Here is a 24728-nt window from a genome sequence, read left to right on the forward strand (position 1 = left end):
TTCCGGTGCGCTCACGCACCGTGATTGCCGTCTCGAAGCGTCGCATGCGGATGCATCGGATGCGCCAGCGTGTCGGCGATCAGCCGCAGCGCCTGGTCGCACTGCTCGCGCGACATCGGCCCGCCCAGGCAGATGCGCACCGCGTCGGGCGGATCGCCGTCGGTGGAGAAAGCCGCGCTCGCCACCACGCCCACGTTCTGCGTGCGCAGGTACGAGGCGAACTCCACCGGACTCCAGCCTGGCGTGAGCGGCAGCCAGGCATGAAAGCCCTCTGGGTGCGCCTGCAGCCCGCTGTCGCCCAGGTAGCGCACCGCAAGCGCCTGCCGCGCCACCGATTCCGCGCGCACGGCCTGCAGCATCTCCTCGGCCGTGCCGTCTTCCACCCACAGCGTGGTCAGCGCATTGGTGATCGGCGAGGCCATCACGGTGGTCGCACGCATCGCGCCCGCCAGCCGCTGCGACTGCACCACCGTCGGCGAACACACGTAGGCGCTGCGCAGCCCCGCGCCGAAGCACTTGGAAAAGCCGCTCACGTAGTACGTGAGCCCCGGCGCCAGCGTGGCGAGCGACGCGGGCGTCTGGCGCGGCAGCATGCCGTAGGCGTCGTCCTCGATGATCGGCACCGCATAGCGCAGCGCCACGTCGGCCAGTGCCTCTCGCCGCGCGCGCGAGACGGTCGCGGCGGTCGGGTTCAGCAACGTGGGGTTGCAGTAGAGCGCCTTGGGCTTGAGCGTCTTGCAGGCGTGCTCGAAGGCGTCGGCGATGGGGCCGTCGTCGTCCATCTGCAGCGCATGCAACTGGACGCCGAGCTGCGCCGCGATGGCCTTCACGCCCGGATAGGTGAGCGACTCCACGCAGACCAGCTCGCCCGGTCGCGCGAGCTGGGAGAACAGCGCGGTCAGCACACCATGGATGCCGGGACACACCAGGATGCGGTCGATGCCGGCATCGGGCACGAAGCGCCGCAGCCAGTGCATGCCGGCAGCGCGGTCGTGCGCGGTGCCGCCGAAATCCTGGTAGCGCAGCAGGTCGTGGAAGTCGATCTGCGCGAAGGCGCGGCTGGCGCTGTCGTGCAGCCGCGCCATCAGGTGCTCGTCGTCGGGCTCGGGCGGCATGTTCATCGTCATCTCGGCGCCGCTGCCGCCGCGCAGCCGCAGGCTGGGGCTGCCCGAGCGGATGAAGGTGCCGGTGCCGGCGCGCGAGTCGATCAGCCCGCGCTTGCGCGCCTCGGCGTAGCCGCGCGCCACGGTCGTGTAGTTCAGCTCGAGCTCGGTGGCCAGGTCGCGCAGCGTGGGCAGGCGGTCGCGCACGCCGAGGCGGCCGGTCTTGATGTCGTCCGCGATCAGGTCGGCCAGCAGCAGGTAGGCCGGGCGCGAGGTGTTGCGCAGTTGCTTGCGCCAGTGGGCGGTGATCGTGGTCATGGTGGGCGCTCCGGCAAAGTTGATCGCATTCATTGATTGCATCCGGCCACCGATCAACATGCATGAACCGCGCCCGCTCCTCGGGAGAGAAATGCTTCGATCAGGTGCGATCAACCCCATTGATCGGGTGCATTGATCGCATGGAATGCGCGTCGTCACGGTGCGCGACAGGCCTCCCGGGCTCGCCCCGTTCCCGCGTTCGAAGGCACCCAAAAGATTTTTTCGCCCGCGCGGCCCGCGCCGCCGCGTGTTGATCGCGCATTGATCGCACGAGGCCGCCGGAACGCTGGCACATCGCCTGCGAAGGAGAAGGCACGCAAGACCTGCGTACCCACCACCCAACCCGGAGTACCCCATGCCCAAAGTCACCCGCCCCCGCAACGAAAAAGGCGAGTTCCTCGTCGACTACGAAGAGAAGGTGTTCGAAGACGTCAAGGCAGAGCCTGGCGAGAAGGCACTCGTCACCTTCCACACCGTGGCCTTCGAAGGCTCGATCGGTTTCGTGAACCTGCTGCAGGCCACGCGGCTCAAGCGCAAGGGCTACGACACCTCCGTCCTGCTCTACGGCCCCGGCGTGACGCTGGGCGTGCAGCGCGGCTTTCCCACGCTGGGCGACGAGGCCTTTCCGGGTCACCAGAACTTCAACAAGCAGATCGCGAAGTTCATCGAGGAAGGCGGCAAGGTGTATGCCTGCCGCTTCGCGCTGCAGGCGCTGTACGGCCACGGGGAAGGCGCGCTGATCGAGGGCATCACGCCGATCAACCCGTTGGACGTGCTCGACCTCGTGCTGCTGCACAAGAAGGCCGGCGCGGTCGTCATCGACACCTGGACGCTGTAAATGCTCACCCCCAGTCTTCGCGCACTTCGTGTCGCTTCGCCAACCCCCTCGCCGGGGGCAACACCTGCAGCCCGGCAAAGCCGGTTCTGCCGTGTTCCCCGAATTGGCTTCGCTGCGCTCGCCGTCGTGGACAGGGGATGACCATGACCTCTTCTCACCGCATCGTGCGCGCCGCGGCGATCCAGATCGCGCCCGACTTCGAGCGGCCCGAAGGCACGCTCGAGCGGGTGTGCGGCGCCATCGACGAGGCCGCTGCCAAGGGCGCGCAGCTCGCGGTCTTTCCCGAGACCTTCGTGCCCTACTACCCCTACTTCAGCTTCGTGCTGCCGCCGGTGCTGCAGGGCGCGCCGCACCTGCGGCTGGCGGAGCGCGCGGTGGTCGTGCCCGGCCCCGTCACGCAGGCGGTGGCCGAACGGGCCCGCGCCCGGAGCATGGTCGTCGTGCTCGGCGTGAACGAGCGCGACCACGGCAGCCTCTACAACACGCAGCTGGTGTTCGATGCCGACGGCACGCTGGCGCTCAAGCGCCGCAAGATCACGCCCACGTACCACGAGCGCATGGTCTGGGGCATGGGCGACGGCGCCGGCCTCAAGGTGGTCGACACGGCCGTCGGCCGCGTGGGCGCGCTGGCCTGCTGGGAGCACTACAACCCGCTCGCGCGCTACAGCCTGATGGCGCAGCACGAAGAGATCCATTGCGCGCAGTTTCCCGGCTCGCTGGTCGGGCCGGTCTTCGCGCAGCAGATGGAAGTGACCATCCGCCATCACGCGCTCGAATCGGGCTGCTTCGTGGTCAACGCCACCGGCTGGCTCACCGACGAGCAGGTCCGCTCGGTCACGCCCGACGCCGACCTGCAGAAGGCGCTGCGCGGCGGCTGCCACACGGCCATCGTCTCGCCCGAGGGCAAGCACCTCGCGCCGCCGCTCACCGAAGGCGAAGGCATGGTGGTGGCCGACCTCGACATGGCGCTGATCGCCAAGCGCAAGCGAATGATGGATTCGGTCGGCCACTACGCGCGGCCGGAGCTGCTGTCGCTCGCCATCAACGACCGGCCGGCGCAGACCACCGTGCCCATGCACCCCACGCAACCCCTCGTTCACCGGAGCCCCGACCATGACCACACCCTCGACGACGCAGCAGCCCGACAGCCGGCAGCTGATGACCGAACTCCAGTCCTTCGGGTTGCGGCTGGTTGACCCCTCGGCCGGCGTCGCGAGCCGGCGCGGCGGCGCGGGCCCCTCGGACCACAAGGCCGTGACGGTGGACGGCCACACGATCATGGTGCCGGTCCACACCTCGACCGCCTGGCACTCGCCATTCACGGCAGAGGCGCCCGACGCCACCGGCGTGAGCCGCGTGATGCGCGGCAGCATCCCCATCGCGAGCATCAGCTTTCCGAGGCAGCCGCGCTTCTATGCAATGCAGACCTTCGACGGCGTACCCTACTCGCACATCGCCACGCTGCATGGCAGCGACGTACTGGCCACCACCGTGCTGCAGACCTGCATCCGCTACGAGAGCCGCAGGAAGAGCTGCAAGTTCTGCGCGATCGGCCAGTCACTGGCGGCCGGCCGCACCGTGGCGCGCAAGACGCCCGAGCAGCTCGCGGAGGTGGCGCGCGCCGCCGTGCTGCTCGACGGAGTGAAGCACATGGTGATGACCACCGGCACGCCCAACGCCACCGACCGCGGCGCGGCCGTGCTGTGCGAGAGCGCGTTCGCCATCAAGGCGGCGGTCGACATTCCCATCCAGGGCCAGTGCGAGCCGCCGGACGACGACCAGTGGTTCCACCGCATGAAGGCCGCGGGCATCGACACGCTCGGCATGCACCTGGAAGTGGTCACGCCCGAGGTGCGCGAACGCATCATGCCGGGCAAGGCCAGCGTGCCGGTGTCGCGCTACATGAGCGCCTTCGAGGCGGCCGTGGGCGTGTTCGGCCGGGGGCAGGTCAGCACCTACATCCTGGCCGGGCTGGGCGACACGCGCGAAGCCATCCTCGACACCTGCGACCAGCTGCTGGCGCGCGGCGTGTACCCCTTCGTCGTTCCCTTCGTGCCCATCAGCGGCACGCCGCTGGAAGACCACCCGGCGCCCACGCCGGAATTCATGAAGTCGCTGCTCGCGCCGCTGGGCGAGCGCGTGGTGGCGGCGGGCCTGCGCTCGGCCGATATCAAGGCCGGCTGCGGCAAGTGCGGCGCCTGTTCGTCGTTGTCGATCTACGAAAAGGAAAGCGAAATCTGACCATGCTGTGCATCGACGACCTCTGCGAGATGGCGGACCACTACGCACCCGTCGAGTACCTGGTGCGCGAGGCCGCCCAGCAATGGGAGCGCGACGAAGCGATGGCGCTGCGCCGCGCGGTGTTCTGCATCGAGCAGGGCATTTTTGCGCGCGACGACCGCGATGCCGTCGACGAGCATTCGCGGCTGCTGGTGGCGATGTCGTGCAACGGCGGCATGCCCGACCAGGTGGTGGGCACGGTGCGCATCCATCGCGGCGAAGCGGCCGGCGAATGGTGGGGCTCGCGCCTTGCGGTGCACCCCGCCTTCCGCAGCCAGGGGCACCTGGGCGCGACGCTGATCCGGCTCGCGGTGTCGCGCGCCCATGCGCTGGGCTGCAGGATCTTTCTCGCGCAGGTGCAGATGCAGAACGTGCCGCTGTTCGAGAAGCTGGGCTGGACCGCGCTCGAGGAAACCACGGTGCACGGCCGCCCGCACGCACGCATGCGGGCCGACCTCGGCTGGTATCCGCCCTGCCACGATCCGCTGAGCGGCTTCGTCACGCGCTCGAAGGTGCTGGCATGACGCAGCAGCATGTACATGACATCGCCGAGGCTCTTCGCGCCACGCGCGGCTTCGCCCACAAGCGCGACATCAGCGACGTGGTGTCGGCGCTGGGCCATTCGCTGCCCGGCGGCCACGGCGCGCTCGCGCAGGCAGTGCCGATCGGCGACGACTGCGCCGCCATCCCCGACGGCCATGGCGGCTACCTGCTGTTCGCCATCGAGGGGCTGGTGGAAGACTTCATCGTGCGCATGCCGTGGTTCGCCGGCTACTGCGGCGTGATGGTCAACGTGAGCGACATCTACGCCATGGGCGGACGCCCGACGGCCGTGGTCGACGCGCTTTGGAGCACCGGCATGAACCCGGCCGACGACGTGCTGCGCGGACTCGCCGAAGCGGCCGTGCGCTACGGCGTGCCCATCGTGGGCGGCCACAGCAACAACCGCAGCGAGAAGCCGCAGCTGGCAGTCGCGATCCTCGGGCATGCGCGCCGGCTGCTGACCAGCTTCGACGCGAAGCCGGGCGACCTGCTCGTGATGGCGACCGACCTGCGCGGCGCCTACGAAGAGCCGTTTCCGTACTGGAACGCCTCGACGCGCGCGCCCGCCTCGCGGCTGCGCGCCGACCTGGAGCTGCTGCCAGCCATCGCCGAGGACGGGCTTTGCTGCGCCGCCAAGGACATCAGCATGGCCGGCGCGGTGGGCACGGCCATGATGCTGCTGGAATGCTCGGGCGTCGGCGCGCGCATCGACCTCGACGCGCTGCCCCGGCCCGATGGCGTGCCGCTGCTGCGGTGGCTGTCTTCGTTTCCGAGCTATGGCTTCGTGCTCAGCGTGGCACCCGCGCAGGTCGCGGCGGTGATGGCACGCTTCTCGGCCCGCGACATCGCCTGCGGCGTGATCGGCGAGGTCGACGCCACACGGCAGGTGCGTCTGCGCGCGGGAGGTGAAGAAGCGCTGCTGTGGGACTTCGGCAGCGATGCTTTCATCCAGCCGTCCACCACGCTGCAGGAGCCCGCCGCATGCCAGTGACGCACTTCCGCGTGCGCTGGCCCGACGCCAGCGAAACCCGCTGCTACTCGCCTTCCAGCGTGGTGCGGGAACACCTCGCGCCCGGCCAGCGCTACGCCCTCGACGACTTTCTGCAACGCGCACGCGAAGCGCTGGGTATTGCCTCCGAGCGGGTGCGCGCGAAGTACGGCTTCGCCTGTTCGCAGGCGATGGACCAGTTGGCCGAGATCGAAGGCATCGCCGCGCGCTTTTCAGCGACAGCCGATGCGCAAGTCACCGTCGTCGCCTTCGACGATTGACCCGCCCCACATCCAGAGACAGAGATAAGGAAAGAGCACCCATGTCACACCCTTACGGCGGACGCAGCCACTACAGCGTCGTCATCGTCGGCGGCGGCCAGGCCGGCCTGTCGCTGAGCCATTGCCTGCAGCAGCGCGGCATCGACCATCTGGTGATCGAGAAGCGCAGCCTGGTCCACACCTGGCGCACGCAGCGCTGGGACTCGTTCTGCCTCGTCACGCCCAACTGGCAGTGCCAGCTGCCGGGCTGGGGCTACATCGGCAGCGATCCACACGGCTTCATGGTCAAGGACCAGATCAACGAGTGGCTCGCGGGCTTCGTCGAGCATGTGAAGGCGCCGGCCATCGAGGGTGTGACCGTGGAGCGTGTGTTCCGCGTGCCGGGCACCGGCGGGCGGGAACACGAGCGCTTCACCGTGCAGACCGACGCGGGCCTCTACACCGCCGACCAGGTGGTGGTGGCCTCGGGCGGCTATCACAAGCCGATCGTGCCGCGCCTGGCGGAAAAGCTGCCGACGGACGTCGCGCAGTTCCACTCGGCGCAGTATCGCAACCCCGCGCAGCTGCCGGAAGGCGCGGTGCTGGTGGTGGGCTGCGGTCAGTCGGGCGCGCAGATCGCGGAAGACCTGCACCTGGCCGGGCGAAAGGTTCACCTGGCAACGGGCAACGCGCCGCGCTGCGCGCGCTTCTACCGGGGCCGCGAGGTGGTCGACTGGCTCGCCGACATGAAGTACTACGACATGCCCGTCACCGAGCATCCGCTGCGCGAAGGCGTGCGCGACAACACCAACCATTACGTGACCGGCCGCGACGGCGGCCGCGACATCGACCTGCGGCGCTTCGCGCTCGAAGGCATGGAGCTGTACGGGCTGCTGGAAGGCTTCGATGGCGGCCGCTTCGAGTTCCAGCCCAACCTGCGGGACAACCTCGACCAGGCAGACGAAACCTACAACCGCATCAACGCATCGATCGACAGGCACATCGCCGCGCAGGGCATCGATGCGCCGCCGCCTTCGGTCTACACGCCGGTGTGGGAGCCGCCGGAAGAGCGCACGCGGCTCGACCTCGCGGCGGCGGGCATCACCAGCGTGGTCTGGTGCATCGGCTTCTCACCCGATTTCGCGTGGGTCGATGCGCCCGTGTTCAACGGGCGCGGCGCGCCCGTGCACCTGCGCGGCGTGACGAACGAGCCGGGGCTCTACTTCCTCGGACTGCCGTGGCTGCACACCTGGGGATCGGGGCGCTTCTCGGGCGTGGCGCGCGATGCGGAGTTCCTCGCGGAGGCGATCGAGCGGCGGAAGACGGAACGCCGCGATGCGCGCACAGAAGAGATGCCGCTGCGAGGACTTCATGCCGCCTAGCGAGTCGCGAAGACGCCTTCACCCTGCCTTGCCGATCACGTAGCATCCGGCTTCCCCACTCCCGGAGCTAGTTCATGAGACTGCTGATCGCCGCGTTTCTCTCCGTGCTTCTGTGCGCATGCGCCAGCGCTCCGGGCACGGCGCCGTCGGCCACGGAGCGGGCGACCGAATCCGCGCCAGCCCAGCCCACGGGTGTGCAGTGGCGCTACATCAATTCCAAGTCGTACGAAGCGGCGAACGCCGGCCTGGGCAACAGCCATCGCTTCGAGAGCAGCGTCGGCTGGATCGACGTCTACGTCTACGACATGAAGCGCAGCTGGCAGCCGGGCGTCGGCGATCCGCAGTTCGACGATCACTTCCGAAGCACCATCGCCGAAGTGCAGCGCGCCGCCGCGCAGGGCGTGTATGCCAGCGCGAAGATCGGCCCGACGAAGGACGTGCGCATCGAAGGGCTGACCTTCCGCACCGTCTCTTTCCGCCTCGTGCATTCGCGCGACGGCAAGGCCTATGACTCGTTCACCTACCTCGCGGTGCGCAACGGCAAGCTGCTGAAGTACCGCATGTCCTTCAACACGCCAGCGCCGGCGAACGTGGATGCGATCTCGCGCGAGTTCATCGAGCGCAACGTGCGCACCGGCCCCGACACGCCCGTCGGCACGCGACAGCTACGCAGCACCTGAGCCGGGGCGCCCGCCCTCCGCGGCCAGCGCGCAGCCGATTCAATCCTTGAAAAACTCGCGCGACTCTGCGGGCGAATTACTGGCACAGAACACTAGATGTCGAATCCGTACAGGGCGCGTGGGTTGTCGACCAGGATTCTGGTGATTTCGTCTGCAGAGAACCATCGCGAGAGCAGCCCCATGAGCACAGCGTCGTCCGGCTTGTGCCCACCCTCGGTCACATGGGGCCAGTCCGTTCCCCACACCAGCCGGTCGGGGTACATGGCAGATAGCCTCTGCGCGAAACTCTCAAGATCTTCGTAGGCCGTCGACTGGGGCGACGCAATGTACGGCGCCGACAGCTTGAGCCACGCGCAGCCGGTGGAAAGGAGACGGAACACGCTGTCTTCCAGGCTTGGCCTCAGCTCCGGCAACACATTGAGACGCGCATAGTGGTCGATCACGACCGGAACCGGCAGTCGAGCAAGGCGGTCAGCGAGGCCGATCAGCGTGGCTGCGTGGGCATGGATCTGGATGTGCCAACCAAGGGGCCGGATGAGTTGGGCGACGTCTTCGAGCATGCGCTCGTGCGTGGCACCCGCCTGTACAAGGTTGAACCGAACTCCGACGACCCCAGCGTCCTCGAGATCGCGCAACTGCGACGCAGTTGCCGTCGGGTCGACGACGGCAACTCCCCTGGCGCTGTCGCCCAACGCTTTCAGGCCTGCCACGAGGACGCGGTTGTCCAATCCGTAGCTGGAGGGCTGCACCACCACGTTGCGAGACGTGCCCAGGCGCCGCTGGAGCGCCCGGTAGTCTTGCGGCGTCGCATCCGGATGCTTCAGGACATCGGGGCCGGCATACGGCAACGCGCTGTCGAACAGGTGCATGTGACAGTCGCAGGCGCCCTCCGGCACGGCAAATGCCGGAGCGTGCGTGCCGGTCGAGAAGGGTGCGTCCATGCTGCCATCACGCCCCGAAGCCGCCGAAGCGATGGACGTCATTTCTTCTGCTTCGCGGCATCGTTCCAGAACGCGTACGACCTGGCCAGCTCGGCTGCAGACTGGTTCAGGTCGGTGGGCGCCAGATCGAGCGACATCTCCTTGATGCGCGCCTGGACCTCGGTGTCCTTGAGCACGGCACGCAACGCAGTGTTGAACTTCTCGGCCAGCACCGGTGACAGGCCCTTGGGCGCGAAGAAAGCGTTGAAGCTGTTCACGTCGACACCGGTGAAGCCCAGCTCCTCGAAGGTTGGGACCTCCGGCAGCAGCGAGGAGCGCTTGCCGCCCGAGATGGCCAGGATGCGGACCTTGCCGCCACGCGCCATCTGGACGCCCTCCGGCTCCCCGGTCACCCCCGAGGCGAGCTGACCTCCGATGAGCTGGGGCATCAGCTGCGCCGAACCGCCGAAGGCGATCGACTCCATCTTCACATTCGCCTTGCGCGTGATGGCCGCACCGATGATGTCCGGCACACCGCCCTGGAGCGGTACACCATAGTTGCCGCTTTGCGGATCCTTGCGGACCATTTCCACGAACTCGGGAAGAGACTTGGCGGGACTGGTCAGCGGTACCGCGAACGTCCATTGGAAGCGGGCCACCTGGCCGACGGGCACGAAGTCGCGTACCGCGTCGTACCCCGCCGTGGGCGTGATCAGTGGAACCACGACCACCGAATGATCGAGCGCGAGCAGGAACGTGGAGCCGTCGGCGGGCGCAGCCTTGACGGCCGCAGTACCGATCTGGCCGCTGGCGCCGGGCCGGTTGTCCACGATGACCGTCTGGTTCAGTTCCTTGCTCAGCCTGGGCCCGAGCAGCCGGGCGAGTGCATCCGTGGCGCCACCGGGCGCGAACGGCACGACGATCTTGATGGGGTTCCTGAAGTCCTGGGCACCAGCGGCCAGGGCGGCGAGTGCTGCGACGGCACCCACGATCAGCGTTCTTTTGTTCAGCATGATTTTCGTCTCCTCTATGGTTGTCATTCGACCTTGGCGCCGGTCTCCTTGATGACCTTGGCCCAACGCTCGCCTTCGAGCTTCATGTAGTCCGAGTACGCCTTGGCGCTGCCGCCCAGGATCACCGAGCCCTGCCCCGTGAGTCGCTCCTGCGTGGGCTTGTCCGCGAGCGTCTTCTTCAACGCCAGGGCCACCTTGTCGACGACTTCCCTCGGGGCGTCCTTGGGGAGCATCAAGCCCTGCCAGGCGCCCATGTCCATGGTCGTCTTGCCCGTTGCCTCGCGGATCGTCGGCACTTCCGGCAGCAGCGCCGATCGCTTCTCGCTCGTGATGGCCAGGGCACGGAGGGCACCGCTCTTCACGTGCGCAATGGATTCGTTGATCGGCAGGAACATGAACTGGATGGTGCCGGCGAGCAGGTCGGCAACGGCGGGGGCGCTGCCCTTGTAGGCCACGTGCGTCGCCTGGATGCCTGCCTCCTTGGTGAACAGGGCGCCGCCCAGGTGGAGCAAAGCGCCCGATCCCGACGAGCCGTAGTTCATTTCCCCGGGCTTCGCCTTGGCGAGAGCAATGAATTCATCGACGGTTCTGGCGGGCACCTTGGGGTTCACCACCAGCAGCAACGGGATGGTCGCGGTGAGCGAGACGGGCGTGTAGTCCGCATAGGGGTCGAAGCCGGGCTTGGCGTACAGGGAAGGCGCAAGCACGACGGCGGAGGTCGCGTAGAACATCGTGTAGCCGTCCGGCGCGGCGCGCTTGACCTCGACCGCACCGAGGTTGCCCCCGGCGCCACCCTTGTTGTCGACGACGATGGTGCCGTTGAGCTCCTTGCCCAATTCCTGGGCGACGATGCGCGCATTGATGTCGGCCGAGCCGCCCGCGGCGAAACCCACCACCATGCGGATGGGCTTCGACGGGTAGGCATCCGCGGCCTGGACTTGCGACAGAGGCGCCAGAAGGGCGGCGCAGCAAAGCGCCATGGTCATGAACTTGCGCATGCGATGTCTCCTTGTTTGATGAAGCGCTCAGACGAGGCCGAAGCGCTTGAGGGTGTCGGTCAGGTTGAGCAGTTCGGCCGTCATCGCGCCCTGCTCGATCGCCTTGCGCTGGCCGGCTTCCTTCTCTTCCCTGGCCAGGCTGCTGGAGATGGCCGAGGCCACCTCATCCCGGGGAACGACGGCGACGCCGTCGCGGTCGCCCACGACGATGTCGCCGGGATGAATGAGGACATCCCCGAAGCTGATCGGCACATTGAGCCTGCCGGGCTGGTTCTTGGCCGTCCCCTTGATCGACAGGCCGCGGCAGAACACTGGGAAGCCGAGGTCGATGATGAGGTTCGCGTCGCGCACGCAGCCGTTGATGACCAGGCCCGCGATGCCCACCTTCATGGCCTGGATGGTCAGCACGTCGCCCCACGGACCGGCTTCCATGAAACCCTTGGCATCGACCACGAGGACGTCGCCGGGCGCGGCCTTCTGCACGGCGTAGTGCAGCATGAGGTTGTCCGCGGGACGGCAATCGACGGTGAGCGCGGGGCCCGCCAGCCGCAGCGTCGGGTCGATCGGCTTGATGCCCTGGTCGAGCGCGCCTTTGGCGCCCTGGGCCTCGTAGACGGTTGCGGCTCCGAGGTCGCGAAGCTGTTTGATCTGGTCTTGTGTTGCCAATGTGTTCTCCAAAATAAAAACGAACGAGGACGAGCGCCGGGGGCGTTCGGCACCCGGAACAAGCAGGGGTCGAGGTCAGGCTAGGAGCCGGTGGGGGCGGTGGCGAGCAACCAGTCGATCGCCTGTTCGACGCTCGGGTCATCGCAAGGCAGCGGCGTGTGTTCGAGCGCGGATGCGGTCGCCAGGAATCGCTGCGCCACGCCGGGCAGAACGACGGATGACAGGCCCTGAGCCGTCAGTTCGCCCTGGGCGTCATGGACCTCATGCGCTCGCCGCCTGGCATGCACCACATGCGTTCGGACCAGCATGTCCATGAAGGACCGCAGCGGCGTCTGGTCGATGTCGGCGAGCTGGGCGTACAACTCGCTGCGCACGCCCTGCTTCTCGGCGCTCATGAGCAGTTCCACGCACAGCGCTTCCATGCCCTTGGTGAAGATGCTGCGCAGGATCTTCAGCGAGATGGCGTCGCCGGCCCTGGCGCCGTCGATCACCTGTACGCGCCCGCCGGCCTGCTCCATGAAGGCCTTGAAGTCGCCGGCACCTTCGCCGGACACCAGCAGCGGCGTGCGCACCAGATTCAACGAGATGGCACCCATCACGGCCGTGTCGACGTATCTGATGCCCGCGGCCGCCGCCTTGGCCGCAGCCTCGCGCTTGACTGCCGGACTGGCGGTCGTGAAGTCGGCGACCGATGCGCCGTTCGCGAGATGGGGCAGCACCGCTTCCAGCACCGGCAGCGCCGTCGTGCCAGTGACGCACGACAGCACCCACTGCGCCTCGGCCAGCCATGCTCCGGGGCCTGGATGGATGGGCACGCCCATGGAAGCGGCAAGCTCCTCGGCCGCGGCAGCCGGTCGAACCTCGCAGACGCTGACCTCGAAGCCAGCGGCATGAAGCGGGGCAGCGAAGCAACGCCCCAGCTCACCCAGACCAATGATTGCGATGCGCATTGAATTCAATCCTTGAAAGTACAAAAATAATACAAACAAAGAACACCCGAATCAATGCCTCAGGGGTTTTCACTTAGAAGCCAAAACAAATGACATCAAGAAAGAACAAACGGAGTACATATACTTGAACCCGCCCCTCGGGCAGTGCGCGCTTGGTCCATGCCTAGAATCCAGGCGGGCCAACGAAGATCACGACATGCAAGGCAGAGACAAGGCATATGAAGTCCTGAGGCAGCGGCTGGTGGGAGGCCACTACACCCCTGGCACGCAACTCAAGGAGGAGCCGCTCGCGCGCGAACTGGGCCTGAGCCGCACGCCGGTCCGTACGGCGCTCAAGCGCCTGGTGGCAGACGGGCTCGCCACCGACAGCATGGGACAAGGCATCCACGTGGCCGAGTGGTCTGAGTGGGACATCGAAGAGACGTTTCAGCTGCGGATGCTCCTCGAACCGTACGCTTCATCGCTGGCGGCGCAGCGTGGCGGCGAGCAACTGGTTTCCCAACTCACGGCCAGCAACGACCGGATGGCCGCCGCCATCACCGCTGGCGACGCGGGAAGCATCGCCATCATCCAGGACGCCAACCGCACGTTCCACCGGTCCTTGCTGGAGGCCTCGGGGTCGTCGCGGCTGAGGGCGATGCTGGAGACGATGATCGACATGCCCATCATCGTGCGCTCCTTCTACATCTACACGACGGCCGAGCTCGAGCAGAGCCTCCACCACCACCGCGATCTCACGCTCGCTGTCGAGGCAGGCGACGGCGAACTGGCGCGCCAGGTCATGCAGTTGCATCTGCGGATGTCCTACCACCGCTTCATGAAGCACCGCGACGAATTCGCCCGCGCACGAAACCGGGACGCGGCCTGATCGCCCGCCCCTGATGACGCCTGAGCCAGGCTCGGTGTTGGTCATCAGCCTGCCTCGCGGTGCGCACCGACCCGGAGACACCGGGCGTTGCGCCCGCTTCCCTTCGCCGGTGGGTGCGCTGCTGGCCTCGGCCTTGTCAGGCTGCCTGATGCGCCGACGCCCCCGGCAGCTTCGCCACCCGCTCGGCGAGGAAGTCCACCAGCACGCGCACCCGCTGCGGCTGGTGGCGACGCGGCGCATAGAGCAGGTGCATCTCCTGCGCGGGACCGGTGTGGCGGCCGAGCACGCGCACCAGCCGGCCCTGCGCGAGCAGCTCCGCCACCATCCAGGTCGGCTGCAGCGAGATGCCTGCGCCGCCCAGCACGGCATCGAGCATGGCCACCGCGTTGTTCACGCGGTAGCGGCTGCGCACCGGCACCGGGACGGGGCCTTCGGGGCCATCGAGCAGCACGCCGTCGTCGCCGGCCGCGTAGCGCAGGTAGTCGTGCGACAGCAGGTCCTGCGGCTTGCGCGGATTGCCGCGTGACGCGATGTAGTCCGGTGAAGCGACCAGCACGCGCGGCCACGAACCGAGCCGGCGCGCGACCAGGTCGGGCGGCAAGGTGCCGCCGACACGCAGCGAGACGTCGATGCGGCCCTCCAGCGGATCGACGAAGCGGTCGTCGAGCACCAGCTCCAGTTCGATGTCGGGGTACAGGCCCAGGAACTCCAGCGCCATCGCGTTGAGATGCCGCTGCCCCAGCGTCACCGGCGCGCTCACGCGCAACAGGCCGCGCGGCTGCCGGATGCCTTCGCGCGCGTCGGCCACCGCATCGCCGTAGTCCTCCAGCACGCGCCGGGAGCGCTCGTGGAAGCGCTGGCCCTCCTCGGTCAGGCTCAGGCCTGCGGCGGTGCGGCGCAGCAGGCGCACGCCCAGCGAGCGCTCCAGCCCCGCGACCAGCTTGCTGACCGTCGGCTGCGTGGTGCCGAGCGCGCGGGCCGCGCCCGAGAGGCTGCCCAGTTCGACGCTGTGCACGAAGGCTTCGAGGGCGCGCAGGGTGTCCATGGTGTATTCGAGTATGGAATGGTCTGGATGCAATTTTGCCTTCTACCCATCCAGATGAGCATGAATGAAAGTGAAGGCCTCGCTTCAACTTTCATCAGGAATAACTCCATGACCACGTCCGCTCTTGCCTCGGCCCTGCGCCACGGCGCTCTCGCGCTCGCCCTTGTCGGCTCGGCCGCGACTTCTGCCGCCGAACCCTCTCCGGCCACCTACTGGAGCCCCAGCTGGATGGCCAGCACGCAGCCCGTCTGGAACGGCGATTTCGTGCTGCCCTCGGGCCTGCCCTTCCAGTTCAACCGCCAGACCGTGCGGCAGGTCGCGCGCCTGAGCATCGGCGGATCGCGCCTGCGCGTGGTGATCAGCAACGAAGGCGGCACGGTGCCGCTGTACATCGGCGCCGCACGCGTGGCCCGCCATGGCGGGGGGTCGGCCATCGTCGAGGGCACGGACCGGCCGCTGCGTTTCGGCGGGCAGGCCGACGTGACCGTGCCGCCCGGCGCGCGCCTCGTCAGCGACCCGGTGGACATCGCCCTGCCCGCGCTCGCCGAGCTTGCCGTGTCGCTCTACCTGCCGCGGCCCAGTCAGCCCGCGGGCTTCCACTTCGACGCGCGACAGACCGCCTACGTCGCCGACGGCGACCTGAGCGGCGCGGCCCGCCTGCCCTCGGCGGCCACGCAATGGAGCACCCGCGTCTACTTCAGCGGCCTGATCGTCGAGACACCCCGGGCACCGGCCACCGTCGTCGCGCTCGGCGACTCGATCACCGATGGCAACGGCTCCACGCCCGGCGCCAACACCCGCTGGCCCGACGCGCTGGCCGAGCGGCTGGCGGGGCGCAATGTCGCGGTGCTGAACGCCGGCATCTCCGGCGGCCGCCTGCTGAAGGACGGCATGGGCCGCGCAGGCCTGGAGCGCGCCGGCCGCGACGTGTTCGCCCAGCCGGGCGTGCGCGCCATGATCGTGCTGCTGGGCACCAACGACATCGGCTGGCCCGGCGGCCCCTTCGCGCCCGACGAGCCGGCCATGCGCGCCGAAGCCGTCATCCAGGGGTTGCGGCAGCTCGCCGAGATGGCCCGCGCCCACAACGTGCGCATCATGGCCGGCACCATCCCGCCGAACGAGCGGGCGCTGCAGGGCACGCCGCTCGAAGGCCATCATTCGCCGGCCAAGGACAAGGTGCGCCAGGCCGTGAACCGCTGGATCCGCGAAGGCGGCGCCTTCGACGCCGTGGTCGACTTCGACGCCCTGCTGCGCGACCCGGCGAACCCCTCCCGGCTCAAGGCCTCGATGGACTCCGGCGACCACCTGCATCCGGGCGATGCCGGTTACAGGGCGATGGCTGCGGCTGTCGATCTGGAGGCCCTTCTGGGCACATCCGCGCAGCCCTGAGGAACCTTTTTCTCAAGGGTTTGCGGACCCTCCGGATACTGTACATACATACAGTATTTCTCTAGAATTCGTCGTCTCCAAGAACAACATCGAGGCGACGCCCATGACCACCGCCAGTCCACCTGCGCCCACGGCGCAGGTTCTTTTCTTCTCCAGGCTGCAACGCTTGCAGCCATCCCGCACCCGCACAGGCCGCATCTCGACCTGGCCCTTCAAGGTGGGCCACAACAGCACGAACGACATCCGCGCCCAGGCGGCGCGCGTCATCCGCACGACGGCCGAAAGCTGGTGGCCGCCTGAACCCTGAAACCAGCTGAAGGAGCACGCCGTGACCGAGCCGAATCAACTTCTCGTCGGACTCTTCCCCACCGTTCAGGTGCAGGCCGAAATCGAGGCGCATCGCAAGGACTGGTGGTGGCCCAGGGACTGCTCCTTTCCACCTGAAGAGCGCCTGCACCTCACGCTTCAGTATCTCGACGATCAGCAAGGCGATGCCGAACGCCGGCTGCGCGCTGCGCTCGCCGCAGTGTGCGCGCGGCGACTGCAACTGACGCTCGACAGCTCCTGCACGTGGAACAACGACGTCTCGGTGGTTCAGCCCTCGGAGCACGAAGGCCTGCGCCGTCTTCAGCGCGATATCAGCTGCGTGCTGCTGCAAGCGGGCTTTTCCCTCCAGGTCCGTGGGCGCGGATGGAATCCACACGTCACCATCGCGCGAGACTCCGAGCGAGCCGCAAGGCCCATTTCGCTGAAGCCCATCCGTTGGACCGCAACGGAATTCCGCCTGGTCCGCTCCCACTTCACACACCCGTTCCGCCACGAAGCGCTCGCCTCCTACCCGCTGCACTGAGGCTGCCTTTCGTCCGGCGCTAAAGTCCCCGGATGCTCACGCCTCTCGACCTGCCGCACGAAGCCATCGCGCAATGCCTTGCCGGTGCCTACAAACTGCACGACATCCGCGCCGAGTTCCTGCCGCTGGGCGCCGATGTGAACTCCGCCGTCTTTCGCATCGACGCGAATGACGGCGCCACCTGCTTCCTGAAGCTGCGCCGCAATGGCTTTGACCGGAGCGTGGTCGCCGTGCCGGCTTTCCTGCACCACGACAAAGGCATCGAAGCGGTGATGGCGCCGCTGCCGACGACCGGCGGCCAACTGAGCGTGCAAGGTCACGGCTTCGACTGGGCGCTCTATCCCTTCTTCGAGGGCAGCAACGGCTTCGAACGCGCGTTGACAAGCCGGCAGTGGGTCGCGCTCGGCGCTGCGGTAGGCGCGATCCATCGCACCGAGTTGCCTGAAGCATTGTCGGCTGCCCTGCCCCGCGAACGCTACGACCACCATTGGCGCGAAGGCGTGCGCCGCTACCAGCGTCGCTTCATCAACGACGTGAAGGGCGACGACATCGCCATGCGTTTCCTCGCCTTCTGGGAAGAGCACGCGGAAGAAATCGACAACATCGTCTACCGCAGCGAGCAGCTCGCATCCATCCTGCTCGAACGCCCGCCGCAGTTGGTGCCGTGCCACTCCGACCTGCACGCGGGCAACGTGCTCGTCGGCGACGACGACCGCCTGGCCATCGTCGACTGGGACACGCTCATCCTCGCGCCGAAGGAGCGCGACCTGATGTTCATCGGCGGTGGCGTCGGGCACGCATGGAACCAGCCGCACGAAGAAGCGCTGTTCCACGAAGGCTATGGTGCAAAGAAGGAAGACATCGACGCCGTGGCCCTCGCCTACTACCGCCACGAACGCATCGTGAAGGACCTGCTCGAGTTCTGCGACCAGATGTTCGACGGCACCGCCAGCACGCAAGACCGCGAAGAGGGCCTGCGCCAGATGCAGAACCAGTTCCTGCCCGACGACGTGGTCGCCATCGCGCACCGGAGCTACGACGCCATCACCTGAACTGGTTTCTTCAGGCCAGCATGTCCTGCGCGTCGTCCTCGAAGCCCGGAATCGGCTGGGCCTTGGCCAGCGCCAGCCATACCGCGAACGGAATGCGCTCGAAGGCGCGATGCACCGCCGCGCGCGCCACCACCAGGCGATCGCCCTCCAGCACCATCACGCCGCATTCGGCAGGTATCTCATCCGGCTTGGCGATGCAGCGGCCCTTCGCATCGTTGCCCAGCACGTACCAGCACTCGCCGCCCAGGTCGAGGTAGGCCGCGCGCTTGTCGGGCTTGCGCAGGTCGCCCAGCAGGTCGGCGCGGCTCACCTTCACCTCGTGAACAATGGGGTGCGCATAGGCCTCCACGCTGGTATTGCGGATCGAGAACACGTCGGGCCGCGCCATGCACCAGCGCGGCTTGCCGCCCTCTTCCAGCGGCGGCAGGCGCGCCCGCAGGCCCAGGCCGCGCCAGGCGATGCGGCCGCCGCGCGTCATCTCTCGCGCCACGCGTTCCACCAGCGCCTCGTGCGGCGACAGCGCAGCGCGGTTGATGGTGAGCGTGGCGGCGATGCGCGCGATGCCGGCATCGGTCACGCGCAGCGTCTCGTGGCCATGCGCCGTGCGCACGCGCTCCAGGTAGCCGCCCGCGAGCAGTTCGACCTCGATGGTGTCGCAGCACGGCCAGCCGGCCGAGCGGTAGATCTCGCGCAGGCGCCGCGCATGCAGCTTTCCGAAGGGCACTGCCGCCTCGGCACGCTGCATCGGCGGCGGCTCCGTCACCGGAGGCGGAAAGCCGGGGTCGGTCACCGGCGGCTCGGCCGGAGGCGGATCGCCCTCCGGCGGCGGAAAAGGCGGCTGGTGCGGCGGCGGCACGGGAATGGGCACGTCGGGCGCGGGAGGCGGCGGCCCGATGGGGCCGGCGGCGGGGGGGGCGAGAACGGCGGATTCGGACATGGCGGAAACAGGTTAGCGAAAAGAGCCGCAAGGCGCGAGGCGCAAAACGATCGGTTGCATTCGACTCCTCTGCCGGATCTTTAGCCGCGTCAATGGAAATCCCGGCTCGTGTTGCTCTGCGCGAGCCGCCCCATGAGCGGCGTCAGGTCCTTGAAGCCGGTGGCGATCAGGTGCTGCACCTTGCCGCCGCTGTCGTCGTCGCGCTGCCAGGTGCCCTGCACCGCGAGCAGGTGCGACTTAAGCAGCGGCTCGCGCCAAGCCTCGATGACGTGGCTCCAGACGATCACGTTGACGTTGCCGGTCTCGTCCTCCAGCGTGACGAAGATGGTGCCGTTGGCGGTCTGCGGGCGCTGCCGCCCCTTGACGATGCCGCAGGCGCGCACGGTCTGCCCGCTGGAGAGCGAACGCAGCTCCGCCGCGCTCATCAGCTTCATGCGCGCCAGGCGCGGACGCAGCAGCGCGAGCGGATGGCGGCGCAGCGTGAGCCGCAGCGCCGCGTAGTCGCCCACGATCTCCTCGCCCTCCGACGCGGCTGGCAGCAGCAGCGCCTGCTCGTTGATCGGCACACCTCGCAGCAGGGCCGGCGCGCGCCGCTGCGCGGTGGCGTCCCACACCTGCTGGCGCCGATGGCCCGAGAGCGAGATCAGCGCATCGGCCGCGGCCAGCGCGGCCATGTCCTTGCCGTCGAGTTCGGCACGCAGGGCGAGATCCTCGGTGCTCGTGAACTGCGCCTGCGCGCGTGCCTCCAGCAGGCGCTTGGCCCCGCCATCGCTGAGGCTCGCGATGCGGTTCAGGCCCAGCCGCACCGCGGGCTGGTTCTCTCTGCCGAGACGGTCGGCATAGCGCTCGTCGGTGCCGGGCGGCATGCGCGGCGCGCCGGGGTCGCGGGCTTCGAGCGTGGTGTCGATCCCGCTGCGCGTGACGTCGACCGGGCGCACCTCCACGCCATGGCGGCGCGCGTCCTGCACCAGCTGCGAGGGGCTGTAGAAGCCCATCGGCTGCGAATCGAGCAGTGCGGAGAGAAAACAGGCCGGCTCGTAGTTCTTGAGCCAGCTGCTCACCGTCACCAGCAGCGCGAAGCTGGCAGCGTGGCTCTCGGGGAAGCCGTAGTCGCCGAAGCCCATGACCTGCTTGAAGATGGCTTCGGCGAAGCTGGCCTTGTAGCCGTTGAGAACCATGCCGTCCACCAGCTTGTCGTGGAACTTGCCGAGGCCACCCTTGCGCTTCCATGCGGCCATGGCACGGCGAAGCTGGTCGGCCTCGTCGGCAGTGAATTTGGCCGCGATCATCGCGATCTGCATCACCTGCTCCTGGAAGATCGGTATGCCCAGCGTGCGCTCCAGCGCTGGGCGCAGTTCGTCCTTCTCGTAGCGGATGGGCAATTTCTTGGCGACCCGCTCCCGCTGCTTGAGATACGGATGCACCATGCCGCCCTGTATGGGCCCCGGCCGCACGATGGCGACCTCGATCACCAGGTCTTCGTAGGTGCGCGGCTTCAGGCGCGGCAGCATTGACATCTGAGCGCGGCTCTCGATCTGGAACACGCCGATGGTGTCGGCGTCGCAGATCATGTCGAACACCTTCTGGTCGTCGGCCGGTATCTGATGCATCTCGATGGCCGAGTTGCGCCAGCTGTTCATGTGCGCAAGCCCCCGGCGGATCGCGCTGAGCATGCCGAGCGCCAGCACGTCGACCTTGAGCATGCCCATCGCCTCGAGGTCGTCCTTCTCCCACTGGATGACCGAGCGGTCCTTCATCGACGCTTTTTCCACCGGCACCAGCCGCGTGAGCTTGGTGTGCGTGAGCACGAAACCGCCCACGTGCTGGCTCAGGTGGCGCGGAAAGCCCTTGAGCCGCCGCGTCATCTCGATCCAGTGCTCCAGCTTGAGCTCGTCTTCCTGCACGCCTGCGCGCGCCGACGCCCGCTGCAACTGCTCGCCGAGCACAGCTTCGTCGAACCAGTAGTGGTCCTTCGCGAACTCGTCGATCAGCCGCTCGTCGATGCCGATGGCCTTGCCCACGTCGCGCAGTGCGCTGCGGGAGCGGTAGCAGATGACGACGGCAGCGATGGCTGCGCGCTCGCGGCCGTATTTTTCGTAGATGTACTGGATGACCTCTTCGCGCCGCTGGTGCTCGAAGTCGACGTCGATATCGGGCGGCTCGCGGCGCTCGCGGCTCAGAAAGCGTTCGAACAGCAGCGTGGCCTTGTCTGGATTGATGGCGGTGATGCCGAGGCAAAAACAGACCGCCGAGTTGGCTGACGAGCCGCGCCCCTGGCAAAGAATATCCTTCGAGCGGGCGAAGCGCACGATGTCTTCCACCGTGAGGAAGAACATCTCGTATTCGAGCTCGACGATGATGTCGAGCTCTTTCTGCACCTGTGCCTGTACCTTCTCGGGAATGCCGCCTGGATAGCGATTCCGCGCACCTTCCCACGTCTTGCGCACCAGCGTCTGCGCCGGCGTCTCATCGTTGCCCAGGTTTTCCAGCGGGTACTTGTAGGTATCCCGGATCACCTTCGGATCGAACCTGCACCGCTCCATCACCACCAGCGTGTTCTCCAGCATCTGCGGCAGATAAATCTCCGCAAGCCGCACGCGCTGTCGCAGATGCCGCTCGGCATTCGACTGCAGCGCGAAGCCGCACTCGGCCACCGTCTTGCCTTCGCGAACGGCCGTCAGTATGTCGTGCAGCGGCTTGCATGAACGCGCATGCATGTGCACGTCGCCGGCAGCCACGAGCGGTACGCCCGCGTCCTCGCCTGCCTGCATCAGCGTGACGAGCCAGAGGTCGTCGTCGAGTTCATTGAACAGTTCAACCGCCAGCCAGAGGTTCCCGCAGTACAGCGCCTTGGCGGCCAGAAGATCTTCGTGCAGCGTGGCCGTATCCATCGCGCCGCCGGGGTTGCGATTCGGTACGAAGAGAACCTGGCAATGCTGCAGCGAAGCCACGTCGCTCTCATCCCAGTCCACTCGGTACTCGCCCTTGGGCAGCTCGGTGTTGCGCGCGGCGGTGATGAATTCGCAGAGGTTGCCCCAGCCCTCGGTGTCGTTCGCTATCACAACGAGCCTGAAGCGCTCGAACCGGAACTCGCTGCCGAACAGCAGGCGGAAGCTCGGGTTGCGCGGGATCTTCGGCTCGTCGGGGTGCTCGCGCTCGTATTCGCAAAGCTTGTTCTCCATGTCGCGCAAGCACACGTGCGCCCGCACGATGCCGGCCACCGAGCACTCGTCGGTGATGGCCAGCGCCTTGTAGCCGAGCTGGTAGGCCCGGTCCACGATGTCCTCGGGCGTCGAGGCGCCGCGCTGGAAGCTGAAGTTGGTCAGGCAGTGCAGCTCTGCATAGTCGGGCAGCCTGGACTCAGGTGCCTTGCGCAGCGGCACCGGCAGCGCATGCACCTTGGCGGGCTGCCGCCTGCTTTCCTGCTTGCCGCTGAGCTCAGGCATAGAAGCCCTGCAGGTACCAGCGAACCTCGCCGGAAGAAAAGCGCGCGGCGGGCCGCTCGCGGAAGATCCACACCAGCCCGGCCTCGGGGCTTTCCGCGACGTAGTAGTCGCGCATCGCGGGCTGGCCGCCCTCTTCCTTGTCGCCCCACCAGCCGGTCTCGACGCGCTGCGGTCCGATCAGCCGGCTCAGCGGGCCGCGGTAGCACGGGCGCTCGCCGTCCATCTCGAGCAGCAGCGGCTCGGGCAGCAGCCATGGCGGGTAGACGGCGTCGGGCTGCGAAGCTGCCGCGGCAGCCTCCTTCCGGCTCTTGTCGCCGGCCGGCTTCTCCTTTTCCTTCTCCTTCTGCAATGCAGGCCACCATGCCTGCTTGCGCTCGGGCCGGTGGTCGGCCCGCGCCGACGGCACCACCACCTGCTGCGGCCCGAGCCGCACGCTGAGCCGCTCGACCATCTCGTGCAGCCTGTCGCCCTTGCGGTTGTCCTCCGGCAGGAAGCTGGTGCTGGCGCCGGCCCAAGGATCGGTCTCGAGGGTGCGCAGCCTGATCCAGCTCGCAGGCGCGGCCAGCGTGGCGAGGGCCAGCTTTTCGGACAGCAGCCGGCGCAGGTGCGCCATGTCCTGCGTGGGTTCTGCCGTGCGCACGGTGAGCTGCTCGTGCGGAGGCAGGTTCACGCCGTTGAGGCGCCGCAGGTCGAGCGTCCATTGCAACTCCAGCGCACGCGCGCCGCGCTGGCGGGCACGCAGCCAGAACTGCAGCGAGGTCAGCAGCCGATTGGCCGACCACATGAGCTCGGGCGCGGTCTCGGCCAGCGCCGGCAGCTCCAGCTTCTGCTCGAACACGTCGGGCAGCGTGAGCCACGAATGGCTTTCGGGGCGCAGGCCCCAAGCGATGTCGAGCGCCTCGCGAAGACCGGTGCCGAAGCGCCGCGTGAGTCCGCCGCGCGGCAGCGCAGCCACATCGCCCCAGCTGCGGCAACCCAGGCGCGCGAGCAGGTCGAGGTGCTCATGGGCGGCGGTCAAGGTGTCCAGCGGCAGGCCGGCGGGTATCTCCTTCGGCCGCTTCTCGTCGCGGGCGAACAGGCGCAGCCGCGCCAGCGCGATCAGGCTGGTGGCGCCCTGTGCGCCCAGCATGCGCGCGTCGGGCACGGGGTTGTCGGCCAGCAGCAGGCGCATCAGCGTCATGCGCCCGCCCCAAAGGCGCTCGCAGGCGGAGACTTCGAGCATCAGGGCTTCGTCGAGCCAGGCGACGTGGGGCGTGTACTTCAGGGCCCACCAGCCCAGGGACTCGGGCGTGGGCATCGCCGCCAGGGCTTCGGGCGTGTCGGTCGTACCGGCTTCAGGCAACCACCGCAAGGCGATCCAGTGCATCCGGGCCTCCTTTCCATGCGTCGATGCGCACCACCGTGGCCGAGGCTGCCGGCTCGCCCGCAGGGGCCACACCCTGCTGCTGCAGGCGCAGCTTGCGCCGCAGCCGGGCGGCGGCCAGCAGCGCGGTCATGCGCTCGTTGCGCGCCGGCAGCATCACCGGCGCGGCCAGCGGCGGGCCTCGGCGCTTGAGGATGTGCAGTTCGATCTGCGACACGTCGGCTTCGCTGCGGTCGGCCTGGATGCGCAGCCGCGCGGGCGATGCCGACAGCGCCACCGACTCGGGCCGGCACACGAAGAGCAGCACCTCGTGCTGCGCGGCCGCCAGCTGCAGCCGCCTCAGCTCGCCCACCCGCGCCTGCGGCAGCCAGGCCAAGACAGCGGACACATCGGCGCAGCGCAGCGCCTGTTCGCAGGCCCACAGCCGCGCGGCCGGGGCCTCGCTGCGCACCCACATCAGCGCCTCCACCGGCAGCCCCTGCGCCGCGAGGGAGGCGCCGCAGGGCTCGTAGGGCGCGCCGATCAGCACCACCGGCCCGCCCCGCGCGACCACCGCCTGCGCCAGCGCGGGCAGCAGCAGCCGCCAGACATGGGCTTCGGGCGCAGGCAGCAGCAGTTCCGTCATCGCGCCGACCGGCCAGCCGCCGCCCGGCAGTTCCGCGTCGAGCGCGGCATGGCCGGTGGCGATGACCTGCGCGTCGGCAAGGCCGAGTTCGTCGGCATGCCAGACGCCACGGCCCGCGGCAGCGGAGAAGGAATCGAGGAAAGGGAGGCCCATGGCGATGACTGTTAACTGTATTTTCATACAGTATTTCATGAGCCACAACCAGAAGCCCGGA

Annotated in this window: 24 protein-coding genes; 13 read left to right on the forward strand and 11 right to left on the reverse strand. The window is 68.1% G+C overall.

What is annotated here, in order from left to right; genetic code table 11:
• Positions 1-11: 11 nt before the first annotated feature.
• Positions 12-1421 (reverse strand): PLP-dependent aminotransferase family protein, encoded by a 1410-nt coding sequence (locus ABL838_RS18275; protein ID WP_126022041.1) that lies wholly within the window; start codon positions 1419-1421, stop codon positions 12-14.
• 355 nt (positions 1422-1776) lie between these two features.
• Between ABL838_RS18275 and ABL838_RS18280 the strand changes: the two genes are divergently transcribed.
• The 8 genes from ABL838_RS18280 (at position 1777) to ABL838_RS18315 (ending at position 8392) form a co-directional block, all read left to right on the forward strand.
• Positions 1777-2259 carry an MSMEG_0572/Sll0783 family nitrogen starvation response protein gene (locus ABL838_RS18280; protein ID WP_126022040.1) on the forward strand — a complete coding sequence of 161 codons (483 nt, stop codon included), beginning with the start codon at positions 1777-1779 and terminating at the stop codon, positions 2257-2259.
• Between the two features lie 143 nt (positions 2260-2402).
• Positions 2403-3455, forward strand: coding sequence for a Nit6803 family nitrilase (locus tag ABL838_RS18285; protein ID WP_369661851.1), 1053 nt, complete (start codon positions 2403-2405; stop codon positions 3453-3455).
• Positions 3418-4500: an MSMEG_0568 family radical SAM protein gene (locus ABL838_RS18290; protein ID WP_418125879.1), complete on the forward strand. Its 1083-nt coding sequence runs from the start codon at positions 3418-3420 to the stop codon at positions 4498-4500. The genes ABL838_RS18285 and ABL838_RS18290 overlap by 38 nt, the downstream gene beginning before the upstream one ends.
• Positions 4501-4502: 2 nt before the next feature.
• The gene (locus ABL838_RS18295) at positions 4503-5063 is read left to right on the forward strand and encodes an MSMEG_0567/Sll0786 family nitrogen starvation N-acetyltransferase (protein WP_418121386.1); all 561 of its coding nucleotides are present in this window, start codon (positions 4503-4505) and stop codon (positions 5061-5063) included.
• Positions 5060-6073 carry a sll0787 family AIR synthase-like protein gene (locus tag ABL838_RS18300; RefSeq protein ID WP_418121387.1) on the forward strand — a complete coding sequence of 338 codons (1014 nt, stop codon included), beginning with the start codon at positions 5060-5062 and terminating at the stop codon, positions 6071-6073. Before ABL838_RS18295 ends, ABL838_RS18300 begins: the two co-directional genes overlap by 4 nt.
• Positions 6064-6351: an MSMEG_0570 family nitrogen starvation response protein gene (locus ABL838_RS18305; RefSeq protein ID WP_418121388.1), complete on the forward strand. Its 288-nt coding sequence runs from the start codon at positions 6064-6066 to the stop codon at positions 6349-6351. Before ABL838_RS18300 ends, ABL838_RS18305 begins: the two co-directional genes overlap by 10 nt.
• A 41-nt stretch (positions 6352-6392) precedes the next feature.
• Positions 6393-7712, forward strand: coding sequence for an MSMEG_0569 family flavin-dependent oxidoreductase (locus tag ABL838_RS18310; RefSeq protein WP_418121389.1), 1320 nt, complete (start codon positions 6393-6395; stop codon positions 7710-7712).
• Between the two features lie 74 nt (positions 7713-7786).
• Positions 7787-8392 carry a hypothetical protein gene (locus tag ABL838_RS18315; RefSeq protein ID WP_418121390.1) on the forward strand — a complete coding sequence of 202 codons (606 nt, stop codon included), beginning with the start codon at positions 7787-7789 and terminating at the stop codon, positions 8390-8392.
• Between the two features lie 92 nt (positions 8393-8484).
• Here the strand turns inward: ABL838_RS18315 and ABL838_RS18320 are convergent, their stop codons facing one another.
• From ABL838_RS18320 to ABL838_RS18340, 5 genes are all read right to left on the reverse strand, one after another.
• The gene (locus tag ABL838_RS18320; RefSeq protein WP_418121391.1) at positions 8485-9375 is read right to left on the reverse strand and encodes an amidohydrolase family protein; all 891 of its coding nucleotides are present in this window, start codon (positions 9373-9375) and stop codon (positions 8485-8487) included.
• Positions 9372-10325 carry a tripartite tricarboxylate transporter substrate-binding protein gene (locus ABL838_RS18325; protein ID WP_418121392.1) on the reverse strand — a complete coding sequence of 318 codons (954 nt, stop codon included), beginning with the start codon at positions 10323-10325 and terminating at the stop codon, positions 9372-9374. Before ABL838_RS18325 ends, ABL838_RS18320 begins: the two co-directional genes overlap by 4 nt.
• Positions 10326-10348: 23 nt before the next feature.
• On the reverse strand, positions 10349-11323 hold the full coding sequence (locus ABL838_RS18330; RefSeq protein WP_418121393.1) for a Bug family tripartite tricarboxylate transporter substrate binding protein: 975 nt from the start codon (positions 11321-11323) through the stop codon (positions 10349-10351).
• A gap of 27 nt (positions 11324-11350) precedes the next feature.
• Positions 11351-11989 carry a 4-carboxy-4-hydroxy-2-oxoadipate aldolase/oxaloacetate decarboxylase gene (locus ABL838_RS18335; protein ID WP_418121394.1) on the reverse strand — a complete coding sequence of 213 codons (639 nt, stop codon included), beginning with the start codon at positions 11987-11989 and terminating at the stop codon, positions 11351-11353.
• Between the two features lie 80 nt (positions 11990-12069).
• Positions 12070-12939 carry an NAD(P)-binding domain-containing protein gene (locus tag ABL838_RS18340; RefSeq protein ID WP_418121395.1) on the reverse strand — a complete coding sequence of 290 codons (870 nt, stop codon included), beginning with the start codon at positions 12937-12939 and terminating at the stop codon, positions 12070-12072.
• A gap of 196 nt (positions 12940-13135) precedes the next feature.
• Between ABL838_RS18340 and ABL838_RS18345 the strand changes: the two genes are divergently transcribed.
• Positions 13136-13807 (forward strand): GntR family transcriptional regulator, encoded by a 672-nt coding sequence (locus tag ABL838_RS18345; RefSeq protein WP_418121396.1) that lies wholly within the window; start codon positions 13136-13138, stop codon positions 13805-13807.
• A 136-nt stretch (positions 13808-13943) separates the two neighbouring features.
• Here ABL838_RS18345 and ABL838_RS18350 read toward each other — a convergent pair whose 3' ends face one another.
• Entirely contained in the window at positions 13944-14852 is a 909-nt protein-coding gene (locus ABL838_RS18350; RefSeq protein ID WP_418121397.1) for a LysR substrate-binding domain-containing protein, read from the reverse strand.
• A 108-nt stretch (positions 14853-14960) separates the two neighbouring features.
• Between ABL838_RS18350 and ABL838_RS18355 the strand changes: the two genes are divergently transcribed.
• The 4 genes from ABL838_RS18355 to ABL838_RS18370 all read left to right on the forward strand — a co-directional run bounded on the left by ABL838_RS18355 (position 14961) and on the right by ABL838_RS18370 (position 18143).
• A complete protein-coding gene (locus tag ABL838_RS18355) occupies positions 14961-16241 on the forward strand; it encodes an SGNH/GDSL hydrolase family protein (protein WP_418121398.1) in 1281 nt (426 codons plus the stop codon).
• Between the two features lie 103 nt (positions 16242-16344).
• The gene (locus tag ABL838_RS18360; RefSeq protein WP_184637098.1) at positions 16345-16548 is read left to right on the forward strand and encodes a hypothetical protein; all 204 of its coding nucleotides are present in this window, start codon (positions 16345-16347) and stop codon (positions 16546-16548) included.
• A gap of 21 nt (positions 16549-16569) precedes the next feature.
• Positions 16570-17091, forward strand: coding sequence for a 2'-5' RNA ligase family protein (locus ABL838_RS18365; RefSeq protein ID WP_418121399.1), 522 nt, complete (start codon positions 16570-16572; stop codon positions 17089-17091).
• A gap of 32 nt (positions 17092-17123) precedes the next feature.
• Positions 17124-18143: a phosphotransferase enzyme family protein gene (locus ABL838_RS18370; protein WP_418121400.1), complete on the forward strand. Its 1020-nt coding sequence runs from the start codon at positions 17124-17126 to the stop codon at positions 18141-18143.
• Positions 18144-18153: 10 nt separating this feature from the next.
• On the opposite strand, the gene ABL838_RS18375 is transcribed toward ABL838_RS18370, so the two are convergent.
• The 4 genes from ABL838_RS18375 to imuA all read right to left on the reverse strand — a co-directional run bounded on the left by ABL838_RS18375 (position 18154) and on the right by imuA (position 24667).
• Complete coding sequence (locus tag ABL838_RS18375; protein ID WP_126022023.1) at positions 18154-19080, reverse strand: hypothetical protein; 927 nt, start codon at positions 19078-19080, stop codon at positions 18154-18156.
• Between the two features lie 89 nt (positions 19081-19169).
• Complete coding sequence (locus ABL838_RS18380; protein WP_418121401.1) at positions 19170-22526, reverse strand: error-prone DNA polymerase; 3357 nt, start codon at positions 22524-22526, stop codon at positions 19170-19172.
• On the reverse strand, positions 22519-23892 hold the full coding sequence (locus ABL838_RS18385) for a Y-family DNA polymerase (RefSeq protein ID WP_418121402.1): 1374 nt from the start codon (positions 23890-23892) through the stop codon (positions 22519-22521). Before ABL838_RS18385 ends, ABL838_RS18380 begins: the two co-directional genes overlap by 8 nt.
• On the reverse strand, positions 23861-24667 hold the full coding sequence (gene imuA / locus ABL838_RS18390) for a translesion DNA synthesis-associated protein ImuA (RefSeq protein WP_418121403.1): 807 nt from the start codon (positions 24665-24667) through the stop codon (positions 23861-23863). Before imuA ends, ABL838_RS18385 begins: the two co-directional genes overlap by 32 nt.
• Between the last annotated feature and the right edge of the window lie 61 nt (positions 24668-24728).

Origin of the sequence: Variovorax sp. 160MFSha2.1 (assembly GCF_048305075.1) — a bacterium.
Classification (GTDB): Bacteria; Pseudomonadota; Gammaproteobacteria; order Burkholderiales; family Burkholderiaceae_C; genus Variovorax; species Variovorax guangxiensis.